Origin of the sequence: Paenibacillus sp. MY03 (genome assembly GCF_002165585.1) — a bacterium.
GTDB classification, from domain to species: domain Bacteria; phylum Bacillota; class Bacilli; order Paenibacillales; family Paenibacillaceae; genus Pristimantibacillus; species Pristimantibacillus agaridevorans.
In genome coordinates, this window is record NZ_MXQD01000007.1 from 272,576 (window position 1) to 285,226 (window position 12,651).

At 46.0% G+C, this 12,651-nt stretch carries 12 protein-coding genes and 1 pseudogene; 6 read left to right on the top strand and 7 right to left on the bottom strand.

All coding sequences use genetic code 11. The features are described from left to right. Positions 1-133 precede the first annotated feature (133 nt). Positions 134-499 carry a DoxX family protein gene (locus B1748_RS08675; RefSeq protein ID WP_087567497.1) on the bottom strand — a complete coding sequence of 122 codons (366 nt, stop codon included), beginning with the start codon at positions 497-499 and terminating at the stop codon, positions 134-136. A 284-nt stretch (positions 500-783) separates the two neighbouring features. Here B1748_RS08675 and B1748_RS08680 point away from each other — a divergent pair, with 284 nt between their 5' ends. Continuing rightward, positions 784-1,254, top strand: a complete 471-nt coding sequence (locus B1748_RS08680) for a MarR family winged helix-turn-helix transcriptional regulator (RefSeq protein ID WP_087567498.1) — start codon at positions 784-786, stop codon at positions 1,252-1,254. Between the two features lie 8 nt (positions 1,255-1,262). Next, positions 1,263-1,379: pseudogene (locus tag B1748_RS08685) on the top strand (winged helix-turn-helix transcriptional regulator); the annotation flags it as partial. A 66-nt stretch (positions 1,380-1,445) separates the two neighbouring features. Here B1748_RS08685 and B1748_RS08690 read toward each other — a convergent pair. From B1748_RS08690 to B1748_RS08700, 3 genes are all read right to left on the bottom strand, one after another. After that, the gene (locus tag B1748_RS08690; RefSeq protein ID WP_087567499.1) at positions 1,446-4,727 is read right to left on the bottom strand and encodes an Ig-like domain-containing protein; all 3,282 of its coding nucleotides are present in this window, start codon (positions 4,725-4,727) and stop codon (positions 1,446-1,448) included. 564 nt (positions 4,728-5,291) lie between these two features. Then, positions 5,292-6,137, bottom strand: coding sequence for a pirin family protein (locus tag B1748_RS08695; RefSeq protein WP_087567500.1), 846 nt, complete (start codon positions 6,135-6,137; stop codon positions 5,292-5,294). An 18-nt stretch (positions 6,138-6,155) separates the two neighbouring features. Continuing rightward, entirely contained in the window at positions 6,156-6,632 is a 477-nt protein-coding gene (locus tag B1748_RS08700; RefSeq protein ID WP_087567501.1) for a riboflavin kinase, read from the bottom strand. Positions 6,633-6,732: 100 nt separating this feature from the next. Between B1748_RS08700 and B1748_RS08705 the strand changes: the two genes are divergently transcribed. Next, on the top strand, positions 6,733-7,731 hold the full coding sequence (locus B1748_RS08705; RefSeq protein WP_256975580.1) for an NAD(P)/FAD-dependent oxidoreductase: 999 nt from the start codon (positions 6,733-6,735) through the stop codon (positions 7,729-7,731). A gap of 32 nt (positions 7,732-7,763) precedes the next feature. On the opposite strand, the gene B1748_RS08710 is transcribed toward B1748_RS08705, so the two are convergent. Then, positions 7,764-8,417 carry a helix-turn-helix transcriptional regulator gene (locus B1748_RS08710; protein ID WP_087567503.1) on the bottom strand — a complete coding sequence of 218 codons (654 nt, stop codon included), beginning with the start codon at positions 8,415-8,417 and terminating at the stop codon, positions 7,764-7,766. 208 nt (positions 8,418-8,625) lie between these two features. On the opposite strand from B1748_RS08710, the gene B1748_RS08715 reads away from it, so the two are divergent. The 3 genes from B1748_RS08715 (at position 8,626) to B1748_RS08725 (ending at position 9,958) form a co-directional block, all read left to right on the top strand. Further along, a complete protein-coding gene (locus B1748_RS08715; RefSeq protein WP_087567504.1) occupies positions 8,626-8,982 on the top strand; it encodes a HesB/IscA family protein in 357 nt (118 codons plus the stop codon). Between the two features lie 116 nt (positions 8,983-9,098). Continuing rightward, complete coding sequence (locus tag B1748_RS08720) at positions 9,099-9,716, top strand: superoxide dismutase (RefSeq protein WP_087567505.1); 618 nt, start codon at positions 9,099-9,101, stop codon at positions 9,714-9,716. A 5-nt stretch (positions 9,717-9,721) separates the two neighbouring features. Beyond that, positions 9,722-9,958 carry a DUF362 domain-containing protein gene (locus tag B1748_RS08725; protein ID WP_087567506.1) on the top strand — a complete coding sequence of 79 codons (237 nt, stop codon included), beginning with the start codon at positions 9,722-9,724 and terminating at the stop codon, positions 9,956-9,958. Between the two features lie 240 nt (positions 9,959-10,198). Here B1748_RS08725 and B1748_RS08730 read toward each other — a convergent pair whose 3' ends face one another. Both B1748_RS08730 and B1748_RS08735 read right to left on the bottom strand, forming a co-directional pair. Continuing rightward, entirely contained in the window at positions 10,199-10,831 is a 633-nt protein-coding gene (locus B1748_RS08730; protein WP_087567507.1) for a 2OG-Fe(II) oxygenase, read from the bottom strand. 188 nt (positions 10,832-11,019) lie between these two features. Next, the gene (locus B1748_RS08735) at positions 11,020-12,600 is read right to left on the bottom strand and encodes a SagB family peptide dehydrogenase (protein ID WP_087567508.1); all 1,581 of its coding nucleotides are present in this window, start codon (positions 12,598-12,600) and stop codon (positions 11,020-11,022) included. Positions 12,601-12,651: the final 51 nt, after the last annotated feature.

Consider the following 12,651-nt stretch of genomic DNA (forward strand, 5'->3'; position numbering starts at 1 on the left):
ATTCACATAACTTAAACTAAGTGTTCTCATAATGAGTATCCTCTGCATTATATAATACTGAGGATACTCATTATCATCTTGCGTGTCAAGTTATATTCCAATTTACTTCGAACGTACTAAGAATACAAAACGTTTAAAAAAGGTCTGTCATTGCGGAAAAATGGAGACTTGCGAGAACCAGAGTTAAAATCATGAGCATTGCCGCCGGAATCATTTTACCAATAGGATCTCTCGAACGAATATGGAACAATACCGCTCCTAGCATAATACAAGCAAGCCATAGTGCCGCTAACGCGAGTACTCCCTCATTCCAAAAACCAATAATCAGGCCGACGACTCCCGCCAAGGCGATAAAACCCGTTGCAACTCTAAACCATTGGGGCAATCCCAAGTGCCTGAAGGTGTCTACCTGCATTTTGGCTCCCGTTATTTTGCCTACCCCCGAGAAGAAAAAAGCAAAGATCATTAAGGATTGCAAGACTATCGCTATAATACCCATGTGAAACCCTCCGTTTTTAATATGTGATTTAAACCTTGCCGCTAACCAACAACTAAAATAAATATCATTTTTACGCGCAAACACCTCGTTTCATCATAAAGATCGACTACGAATGGGAGTATCAGCAGTATTAAAATACTCTCATGGCTGGATCTATAGCTTAATACTCATTATGAGCGTATAATATAGAGAGGTTACTCACTAAGAGTAATCACATATTTACTATACTCACGAAATTGAGAATATAAAAAAATAGTGATTCTGTCAAGGAGGTAGTTCGTGCATTGAACTCAGATCAGCCAAAGTCGATTGACGTCATCCATATCTTAATGAGATCAGCAAACTACATTCAGAGAGAGTTCCAATCCCAGTTATTAGCGATAAACACGAATTATCAACTGACAGGTCCCAGGTTGCGTCTGCTCTCCGTCGTTGCCGAAACCGGAAAGATTCGCATGAATGAGTTAGCTGTAAAATTAGGCATTAAAGCACGCACCGTAACCGATTTTGTTGATGCGCTCGAACAGGATAAGCTTCTCGTTCGCATTCCCGATCCAACCGACCGACGTGCCACGCTGATCCAGCTTACGGAACTCGCGCAGTCCAATATTGAAAAAGTTCTTGCTGTCCAGGATATAATTGCGGACAACGTGCTGGAAAATCTTTCGTCAGAGCAGCAGAAGCAGTTTTTTGACCTTTTATCGCAACTAATCAGTAATAAGGAAGTTTCTGAAACATGCGGAGATTCCGAGTAGCGGAATATGCCGGCACTACGCAAAAAATGTTGACGCAGCAACTCCGCGAGCTGGAGGAGGAGGACATTATCGCGCGTAAAGTGTATCCTCAGGTTCCGCCAACGGTCGAGTACTCCATTACGGAGTCTCTCCCCCTGATATATGAAAAAAGCCGCCTGGGACTTGCATCCGGGCGGCTCTGCAAAACGGTGTTATTTGCCTTTCACCTGCTTCAGCTCAATCGCGTTGCCGTCTCCGGCATAGTTGTAAACGTTGAAGTAACCTTCGGCAGCGATCGGGTTGCTCGGGTCGGAATCCCATTCGTTCAGGATGACACGAGAGCCCGATTTCAAAATGTAGCGTTCTCCGCCTGCGGAGCGGATCACGCCAATCTCAATCTCATACTCGCCTCCGGCTTTGAACTCGTCATTCGGGATGATCCTGACCATTTTATGCCCCGGCTTCCATGTCTGGAACTCGATTTGGTCTTCCTTGATGACAAGCAGGTAACCTTTGTTTCCTCCCACCCAGGTCGGATCACCGGTTCGGTCGGAGCGCAGGGCAAAGCCGTACCAACCTCCGTCGAACGCTCCGAACTTCGTCTTGAACCGAAGCAACTTGCTGCCGAACTTCTGTCCTTCGTAGCCGAATACGCCTTCCCCGTCGATCCGGACATTTCCTTTATGGAACTCGACCGCATCGGAATCCGTCCAGCGTTTTTTGTCTTTCAACGCTTTATTCAACGATTGAGTAGAGTATTTGGGCCAGGACTTAACGGTTACGGTTGCTTCAGCCTTCACTTGTTCATTTTCGTCAGATACGGCCGCAATGACTGCTGATCCGGACTTATGTGCTATGACTAAACCCGTATTGTCTACGCTTGCGACCGCAGGGTTACTGGATACCCAGTCAACCTTCCGATTAGACGCTTCCTGCGGCAATACATTTGCGTTTAGCTGCCTTCTCTCGCCCATCTCGAGCGACACCTTGCTCTGATCCAACTCAATTCCCGTTACCGGTTCTTTGACGAGCGAGATCTCTTTCGTCTTAAAGGAAAAGACTCCTTCTGAATTCCATGTATTATCGATAAATCGCGAACTTCCTTGAGCTTCTACCTTCCAATAGTAGGTTGTCTTTTCAGATAGATCTTCCAGGATAATACTCGTGTTATTAACCGTTTCATGATGAACAACTTGCTCAAAACCATGATCTAGAGCAAGTACAAAACGATAAGCGGAGGCAGATTGGGAATGCTCCCAAGTAAATTCTACTTTCGCTGGTTCTACATCTTCCGATCCGAGTACTGGTGAGTTGAGGTTAAAGGATCCTGTTGATGGCATACGGATACGTTTGTCGTTTTGATATAAACCGATATTATCAAATGGGATATCTTCAAAACCCTCTACTTGGTCGAATACGATAGATTCTGGTTTAAGGCTAAAATTCATGTTATCGGCATCGACAAACCCTGGATCCTGACCTGCATCTAAAGTTAAATTATTTTCAACAACGCCATACTCCTTGACAATATCGGCAATCTGCATTTCTCCAGAGTTAACCATTACATTTTTCCGTACGGAGTTACCTGCTGGAATGCCCGGGTTATCATCAAGAATACTCGCTAATTCCGGATAGCGTGAACTCCAGGGCTCCTCTTGGAAAGGTACTGCATATAAACTCGTGTACAGGGGTCCGTCCGGATCCATACTGTGTTTGAACCAATCCGGCAAACTATATGCGCGATCATCTATGAAAATGGACTGTACGCCATCTATGATGAGGTTATTCTCTATAGAATGATCACGTCCCCCGCCTATAACAACAGCGCGATACAAATCATAAAATACGTTCCCATATGTGGCGGCACTGCTCATGGCATCATCTAAATAGATAGCGTTGACACCGACTCTTCCGCCGAGACCTCCAATATCATGGAAAAAGTTATATCGAATAACATTCCCTCTTTCCGTCCAATTCCTTCCTGCATAAACGGCCCCCGCATCATCTGACTCTGTTACGACATTAAAAAACTCGTTATATTCTATAAGATGATCGTTTCCGTATAACACCAGAGCAGTATGAGGTCCACCATGAATAAGGTTATGGGATGCCGAATTTCCTACACCCTCAATTAGAATGGCTGGAGTGTATGTTCTTACAATTCGTGAAAAGTTATAGATGTGATTGTTATCTGCCACATTCTCACCAGGTGTTAATGTCATTCGGTCACCGCCGCTAAGGGTAATTCCCCCAGCACCTGTGTCAAATATATCATTGTTTATAATTTGCAACTTTTTACTATTTTCGGTTATGATCGCTCTATTGCCTAGTTGTGCTAAAGTCATGTCATTAATTATGATATGAGATGAATCTTCAATATAAAAAGCATTCTTTCGACTCGTCCCCATATACATGCCTTCAAAAGAAAGATGGGATGCATTCGAAATATGGATTAAATCTTCTTCTAAGACGGAGAGCTGAACACTGGCTTCTTCTAATTGCCCCTTTGGATATAAATATAAGCTGCCGCTTTCTCGATCCAAGTAATACTCGCCGGGCATATCAATTTCCTCAAAGAGATTATATACGTAATAACGTTGACCTTCCAAGATTCCGAAGGCGCTTGGTTGTACTGACTTTATTTGCTTCTTATCGGTATCAATCCAATCCACTTGCAGAGATTGATCGGACCAATCCCATCTCCAATAACCATACATCCATATGTCATTGGCTTCTGTCCATCGACTAGGTCGATCTCCATCGTACTCAATAACAAATCCTTCCCAAGGACCGGAATCATCTGCAGGCGGCGGATAAATTTCGTGTGTCGTTCCTCCATCGATGACCTTCTTCACCGTAGCAAAGTCGTTGTTTGGCCACCGTGCCAAAGTTTGACTTTCCCCATTAATAAATAATTCTGGGGCTGAATATTGTGAAATTCCCTCTGGAAAGTAGTTCATACTATGCCCGTATCTCACTAATTCTCCGTATTCCGTAATTCCTTGCTGTGCCAAATCAACTTTAACTACTTTACCACGCGCACTTTCAACTAATCTGTTTAAAATATTTTCATCTGTTACCGTTTTAAATTCTGAAGCATCTATGGTAGCCCCGCCCATAATTTTAACTTCTTCATTATTATAGGCTTTATAGATAATCGGATTATCTTCTGTTCCTGAATCCTCCTCCGTTAGCTCAAAAGATTTTCCAAGACGATATTCTCCTCCTCGCAAATAGACAGTAATTCCGCCATCAGGAAGACCTGAATCCGCTTTCAATTCTCTTATGGCATCACGCGCTTTCTCTAAGGTGGCAAAAGGGGCGTTTATCGTTCCTAACCCACTTTCATTATCGCCATTTGGCGCTACAAAAAGGGTATGGCCCAGGTTCTCTGCGGATACTTCTGTAGATAAGCTGAATCTAGGAAACAAACTTCCTAATAACACAAATGCCATGAAAACAACCATAAATTTTCCCTTTGCATTGTTCATCATGATCGCTCACCTCTTCTTATTTGAATAACTACAAAGTTAACAAGTAATAAAACGCTTACAACGATAATTCTTAACTCTTCCACTTTGGTCGATCATACCCGTACTTAAATGTCCCCTCCCTCAGAATCATTACCACTACCGCCTGTTCATCACATCACGCCTTCCTGCGATTTTATGTCTGCTTGCAATATTTATTTTGACAAACTTTCATCCGCATCATCAATCCCAAAACGAAGTCAACGTACCAATTCCGATAACAGGATTTGTATTTTGTATCAAATTTGATAGATTGGTCCAGCTGTCTTTCTTATCCGAGCGCTACATTCATCCGAAAGTTCAATTGGCCCCATAGATTCCCTGATCCTCGGATGTCGATTTCGCCAATGCTTCTACCGTTTGTGGTCTTCTTGTTGGCTATGCACTTCTGCCACCTGCGGTATGCTTGGGACTATCACACCTCAGTCTCTTGCGCTGTCAAGCGCACCAAAAAAAGATGAACAGTTTCGTTCATCTTTTTCGCGCTGGGAGCTGCACGCTACATTTGCCTGCAGTTTCAAATTCTGTTTAATAAAACGTTCCGTTACGGTAATCTCTATACGCCTCAGCAATCTCCTCTTCCGTGTTCATGACAAACGGACCGCGAGCAACAACTGGCTCTCTAATCGGCTCCCCTGCAAATAGAACAAGCCGCAGCTCTTCGTTTGCCGTGACCTGTATACTGCTCATGCCCGCCTCATCGGCAGAATCCAGCCACAGCGCTTGCCCTTTCCCCGCTTCGGCCCTGTTCGCTCCGAACGTGCCGCTTCCTTCCAAAATATAAATAAAACCGTTGTAGCTGCCCGGGAGGTCTTGCAAGACGGAAGCTCCGCCGTCTACGACCATCTCCACGAAAGTGACAGGGGTATAATTCAGCGTGCTGGAAACAACGTCGCCCGACGAGCCCGAATAAACCCGGATTACAGCACCGTTCTCCTCGCGGACGGGCATATCATTTGCCTGCATGTTCTGGTAGCGAGGCTCCGTCATCTTGTATTTGCGCGGCAGGTTGACCCAAAGCTGGAGCATATGCACCCTTTCCCCGTCAGCCGGAGTCTCGTTATGGACGACCCCTCGGCCGGCGGTCATAAACTGCAAATCCCCCCTCTGAAGCCTCCCGCCATCGCCTGTTGCGCTGTCGTAATGATTGATATTGCCATCGATGATAAAGGAGATCGTCTCGATTCCGCGATGCGGATGGACATCGAACGCCCCTTTCTCAAACTTGTCTTCCATCATCACAAGAAACGGATCGAAGTCCGCCCAGCGCCCGGGCTCAAGAACAGGGGCAGCGCTATGAATAGGGCTTACTTGCTTCTCCGTGATTGTCCATACTTTTTTGATGCCGCGCGGTTTCATGTTGCTCGTATCCATTAATTCGCACCATCCTTCTTAGCCGATAAATTTTGAACTTGCTATTATTGCTTGCTCCGCATGATGCATCTGGAAATACGCTCTAGCCTGAAGCTCGTCAAGCTTCATCTGTTTGACGAGCTCTTCCAGATTGTTAAATTTAAGTTCTTCGCGGAGATAACTATAGAAGGACAAGTTTACCTTCTTGCCATATACATCGCCCGAAAAATCAAGCAAATGGGCCTCGATCAAATAATCGCCCCCATCGACAGTAGGACGATAGCCAGCGCTAATAAGCGCATGACGATGCTCGCTTTCATTAGGACTATGGCAAATCTCCGCGCTGCCTGCGTATACACCGGCTTTAGGAGGAACATATTGCTCGGCGCCATGGCCTAGATTAATGGTCGGAAATCCAAGCTCTCTGCCCAGGGCATTCCCATGAATAACCACTCCAGCAACAACGTAATGGCGCCCCAATAACTTCTCGGCAGCTTCAATATCGATGTACTCCATACGATCCCTCTCTGTTGTTGAAATAATAAAATCGATGCGTTAATATATTTAATATACATTAAACTATAATATATTTCAAAATATGAAGGAGCGAACGGTTTTGGAACTTGAACATACAGATGCATTTACAGACATCACGATTATTGGAGGCGGTCCTGCTGGCATGTTTGCAGCGTTTTATGCCGGAATGCGCCAAGCAAGCGTTAAAATTATCGATAGTATGCCCCAACTGGGCGGACAGCCAATCGCCCTGTACCCGGAGAAGAATATTTATGATATCGCCGGATTTCCTAAGGTGACCGGCGCGCAGCTTGTCAAAAATCTGGAGGAGCAAATGAGCCTGTTCCCCGTCGAGGTGTGCTTGGAAGAAAAGGTTCAGCAGGTTATAAAGAGGGACGAGCGCCATTTTGAAATTGTCACCGATAAAGCGATCCATTACAGCAAAGCAGTCATCATTACCGGAGGCATCGGAGCTTTTGAGCCTCGAAGGCTAGAGCTCGCGGAAGCTGGACGTTACGAAGACGCAAACCTCCATTATTTTGTAAAAGATCTTAGCCTGTATGCCGGCAAAAGCGTCGTCATCAACGGAGGAGGCGATTCGGCCGTCGACTGGGCGCTGATGCTGGAGCCGATTGCAAAAGATGTAACGCTCATCCATCGGCGGGACAAGTTCCGCGCGCATGAGCATAGCGTAGACAATCTAATGAAATCGAAGGTTAACGTCATCACGCCTGCGGAAGTAACGGGGCTCCATGGGGATGGACAAATCGAGCGCATTACGGTTGCTTTCCCTAAATCCGGCGAGACCAAAGAGCTCCCATGCGATGCGCTTATTGTCAGCTTTGGATTTGTATCCTCGCTTGGCCCGATCTCCGACTGGGGCCTGGATGTCCAGAACGGTTCCATTGCGGTTGATACCCGCATGCAGACGAACATTCCGGGTATATTCGCGGCTGGCGACATTACGACCTATCCGGGAAAATTAAAGCTGATCGCGGTCGGCTTCGGCGAAGCGCCCACAGCCATTAACAATGCAAAGGTGTATATCGATCCTACGGCAAAGCTATCGCCAGGCCATAGCAGCAATATGAAGCTATGAATTAAAAAAACAGTGAGACGTCGCTGACGGTCTCACTGTTTTTTTTCTTTTTTCTTTTTGATGGAATAGGTGCATCGCTGACCGCCCTTGGCCAGACACTCCGTCCGCGACACATCCGCATCCCCCAGCAGAGATTTAAAGAGCTGAAGCTCGCATTGGCATGCATGCTGATATTTGGAAGCCACCTGCTCGATCGGACAGTTGTGCTCCTTCAGCAAATATTCGTCGTCGTTAACCTTTTCCCACTCGACCATATAGCCGTTCTCATTCTGAATTTCCGCAAGCTTGGAGACACGATCGGATATATCCTTGCCTTGCATGCTCTGATCGTATTTTTTCAACATTTTGTCTTTGCGGCCATCAAAGAGCTGATCAACCGCCTTTTCGCCAAAATGGTCCTCCAGTTCATTGAGCAGCTCCAACGTTAATGTATGGTATTTTCGGGGAAAAAATCCCTCCGCTTGCCCGGTTAACGTATACACCGCCGTCGGTCTGCCCATAGACTGCCTAATCGTTTTGGAAGCGATAAGATTGTCCCGCTCCAACGATTGAATATGGCGCCTTACAGCCATGACCGTGATGCCGAGCTCCTCCGTCAAATCCTTCGTGCTGAGCGCGCCTCGCGTCTTCAGGAGCTGAAGGATATATTCTCTTGTCGAAAGCTGGCCTTGCTCTATATTCGTCATTCGTTATCACCGTCCACTACCTATTCTGTTCTTATCGTATACCGTATCTTCTAATAAGATACTACCATCATACCATTTACTTAGTCGATATGTGTCAGACAACGATATATTTGACCTTTTATATACTATTATATATAATAAGTTTAATAATTCAAATCAATTCAATTCATACAGTGTAGCCAAACTTTATTAACGAGGTGATTGCGCCATGATCGAAATTAGCGATAAAGCCAAATCGATGATTAGCGAAATGATTTTGGAAAACGGCATTGAAAGCTTATTCCTTCGGGTTGGGATCGACGATGGAGGCTGCAGCGGCTTATCTTATAACATTAAATTGGACGATTCCTTGACGGAGCATGACCGCTCTTTGCAAAACGAGGGCTTTAAAGTCGTTTGGGACCAACGGACCGAGGAATATTTGGAAGGCATGAAAATCGACTACCTGCACCAAGGCATGACAGGCGGGTTTACCATCGACAACCCGAATGCTAAAGCTACGTGCGGCTGCGGAGCCAGCTTTAGAACGGCAAATTTTAAAGGGACCCGGAAAAAATGCGATTAAATGAGGTTAAGAGCTCCCCACATTTTATATTAATTATACATTTATGTTGAATAAGTTTTTGGAATGCGGTATTATAGCCGTATAACAAATCCATTTAAATTTTGGGAGGAATGAAAATGTCTCATCAATTACCTGCTTTGCCTTATGCGAACAACGCGCTTGAACCCCATATTGACGAACAAACGATGATGATTCATCATGATCGCCACCACAACACATACGTAACGAATCTAAATGCAGCACTCGAGTCTGCTCCGGAATTGAAAAATAAATCCGTGGAGCAATTAATCGCAGATCTTGCCGGCGTTCCGGAGGAAATCCGTACGGCTGTGCGCAACAATGGCGGCGGCCACGCGAACCACAGCTTGTTCTGGGAAACGATTGGCCCTGATGCTGGTGGCGCGCCAACGGGCGCATTAGCGGCAGCCATCGACAGCGAGCTGGGCGGCTTCGAGGAATTTAAAACCAGCTTTGCCAAAGCGGCAACAACCAGGTTCGGCAGCGGCTGGGCTTTCCTCTCCGTTGCCGGCGGTAAATTGAAAGTATCCAGCTTGCCTAACCAAGACAGCCCGATTATGGAAGGAGAAACTCCGCTTCTCGGCCTGGACGTGTGGGAGCATGCCTACTACCTCAAATACCAAAACAAACGCCCGGACTACATTGCGGCATTTTGGAACATCGTTAATTGGGCGGAAGTCGGCAGACGCTACGAAGCCGCAATTCAAGAGGGGTAAAACAAATGGCCTTTGTCATAACAGAAGCGTGCATCACCGAAAAAGCTGCCGATTGCGTGGATGTCTGCCCTGTCGACTGTATCGAGCTTGGCGAAGACCAATATTTTATTGACGGCGATATTTGCATCGACTGCGGAGGTTGCGAAGCCGCATGCCCTGTCGGCGCCATTTACTACGAGGAAGACCTCACGCCGGAGCGCCAGATCTATTTGGATAAAGCTATACGGTTTTTTAACAATTAACGATATTAAAGAACGCACGCCTCCCGGAACGGGAGGCGTGCGTTGTGCTTAACGGCGACATCACATTCTTGCTGAAAGCAGGTTCTAAGCTAAGCATAAGCCCGACCGCGTGAGGTCGGGCTTTTTTAAAAGGCGAGGGGGGGCGAACCCCTGTCCGAAGATCACGCCATACAGGCTTCTACGGGTGGAGTCACAGACTTGATATCCCCCAGTCCCATATACAGCCTAATCGCAATCAACTTAACATTCCCGAATTCGTTGCTTACGCATCCATTGCGTAGTCACCCATTTTTCGCCGCGGATTACAGGCTTGCCGCTATGTAGCGTAAGTTCATTTAATGCTTGATTACTATAAAAATATTCGAAGTAAACAGCAGAACCTTTAACTGGTTTAACAGTAATCTCTAAACTCGGAAATGTAGTTTCTCCTCCTTCTTCTACATCATTTAAGTATATGATTAATGTACTCATTCGATTATTATCACTAGAGGGATTATTGGACCCAAAAAAATCATAATGCTCTTTAAATTCTTGTCCAGGTTCATACTTTAAAACTTGCAACCCTTCGGCATGTACAATTGGCACATGCATTAAGCTTGAAATGCGGTTCTCAATAATAGTAATTAAAGGGCTTTCATTTTCATCAAAAAACATACCGCTGCTAGTACGAATTTGGCTCACTTCTTTATTAGCCAACTTCGATTTTTCAAGACGGGATGCTGCAGAATCAATAAGTGCTTGGCATTCTTCATCGCTTAGTACACGATCAAACTTCATTAATAAAGGTTCTTCATTTAAAACTGTGGCCGTAATGATGTGATTGTCAATAGAATAGACAGATTGAATGGGTAAGATAGAAACTTCGGTTATCATAAATCAATCAACCTCCGTTATATTCTTTTATGATGACAAAAACATGAATCTCTAAATGAAGCACAGTGTATTCCGACTGATTAAACGATATTGAAATCTATCAAATATTGGAATGCATTTCTTTGCATATTTTTTGGACTATGTGTATAAAGCAGGGAATAACCCCATCCTCGCGCGGATGGGGTTATTTAGCCATGCAACCCTCCCGTTATACGAGGGCTCTGACGATAAGGGCCTACCGGGACTTGGATTAGGCTGGTTAATCCTTGCGGAGACATCTTGTAGATCTCGTCGCATAATCGGGCGTCAAAGCCGAGAAGCGGATGTCCCCCTAACCCGATAGCTGATGCTGTTAACAGCAATCGCTGTACAAGCATCCCTGCTTCCATCTGCTGGATGCGGTATCCCCTGTACCCCATCGTTGTTGTAAGATGATCCTTGGCCCCAGCTATATGAAAGCATAACGGTACTTGAAACAGGTTCACATTATCGGAAGGCATTCCCCGCTGCAGTTGAAGCCGATAATCCCCAGGATGTATCAATCGTAATGCATGAGCATCGCTGTCATAATGATACGCACCTGCTGGAATACCCTCCACATTATACAGACATACGTACAGTGAGACGCGGGAAACGGAGTTCTCATAGCCTCCATCTAGATCATTCCAATACCTGAAGGAAGCCGTCGTCTCCTGCAACAGCATCGCCAGCTGCTCTTGGCTTACCTTGCTCATCATAAAATCACTGTCCGGCGAATACCGCTTCCGGCTCACAGACGCCAAATCATACAACAACCGCTTCATGCGGGGCAGCGCTACCGCCGAATCCTCGCCGTCAACGATCTTCTTTTCCCTAATTCGCGGTATCGACGGAAGTGATTCGAATAGGGAAGCCTCGTTCATTCTGATTAGCATCGGAAATTCCCTGACCCTCCGGGACCGGATATAATGGTCATGCCGAACCGTTGGCAGCTCCCGGCATAATTCGGCAGCGGAGACAATGTCCTCACTCTCATTCGAATTCGCAGCCCAATAAATTCCGGGCTCTATCGACAGCGGAATTACCGCATACACGCTTTCCTCTTGTTCGGATACCCCAAGAAGATGATTTACGGCTCGATCAAGAAACTGGAAATGCACCCCCGATGCAAATCCAAACCGTTTGGCCACTTCCAAGAGCTGCCCCATCAGCGTACCCGCATCAAGACCTTGCAAGCGATAGGAAAAGTTATTGTATTTAAAAAAGTTTTTCCAAAACATGCTCGATACAAATACAGCGCCAAAGCAAGCCGACAAGTCATAGCGATTACCAAGAGCCCTTGCCAAATAGGAATCGAAGTCGCCTTCTCGCAGCAACACCAAACGATGATGCGCTACATCATAATGATAGACCCCCGCAGGCAAATCCTCTACTTTTAGATACACATATAATTCATTCGGATATAACGCTCCCCCGGAAGGAGCAAAACGCCGATACAGCTGAAGCAGGCCCATGGTTGGCATCATGGAATTCGAGGCGAGGACTGCTTGGGACATTTGAGTGAGCCCAAATACGTACCAGAGAAAATGACCCATCTGGCGGAGGTCGGGCAACAGCTTCGCTTCACTGCCCTCAAGCGTCAGCGGTACTTCCGGAGATAGCGGAACCACAGGCAAACCGCGATAAAGCTTATAGGCAAGCGGTCCGTCTTCCCAATCCACCGCTAAGTCGCGCGGTTTGGTCTTATCGATGTCAAAATGCAGATCGTGCAAAAATGCTTCCAAACTCATCCTTGTCCCTCCTTATATAACGAGGGTGGTCAACCACGCCGCATTTTTTAT

Excerpts from the sequence above, each read along its gene's own strand:
- B1748_RS08675 (WP_087567497.1), bottom strand. The coding sequence starts at position 499 with ATGGGTATTATAGCGATAGTCTTGCAATCCTTAATGATCTTTGCTTTT.
- B1748_RS08690 (WP_087567499.1), bottom strand. The coding sequence starts at position 4,727 with ATGATGAACAATGCAAAGGGAAAATTTATGGTTGTTTTCATGGCATTT.
- B1748_RS08695 (WP_087567500.1), bottom strand. The coding sequence starts at position 6,137 with ATGGATACGAGCAACATGAAACCGCGCGGCATCAAAAAAGTATGGACA.
- B1748_RS08700 (WP_087567501.1), bottom strand. The coding sequence starts at position 6,632 with ATGGAGTACATCGATATTGAAGCTGCCGAGAAGTTATTGGGGCGCCAT.
- B1748_RS08710 (WP_087567503.1), bottom strand. The coding sequence starts at position 8,417 with ATGACGAATATAGAGCAAGGCCAGCTTTCGACAAGAGAATATATCCTT.
- B1748_RS08715 (WP_087567504.1), top strand. The coding sequence starts at position 8,626 with ATGATCGAAATTAGCGATAAAGCCAAATCGATGATTAGCGAAATGATT.
- B1748_RS08720 (WP_087567505.1), top strand. The coding sequence starts at position 9,099 with ATGTCTCATCAATTACCTGCTTTGCCTTATGCGAACAACGCGCTTGAA.
- B1748_RS08725 (WP_087567506.1), top strand. The coding sequence starts at position 9,722 with ATGGCCTTTGTCATAACAGAAGCGTGCATCACCGAAAAAGCTGCCGAT.
- B1748_RS08730 (WP_087567507.1), bottom strand. The coding sequence starts at position 10,831 with ATGATAACCGAAGTTTCTATCTTACCCATTCAATCTGTCTATTCTATT.
- B1748_RS08735 (WP_087567508.1), bottom strand. The coding sequence starts at position 12,600 with ATGAGTTTGGAAGCATTTTTGCACGATCTGCATTTTGACATCGATAAG.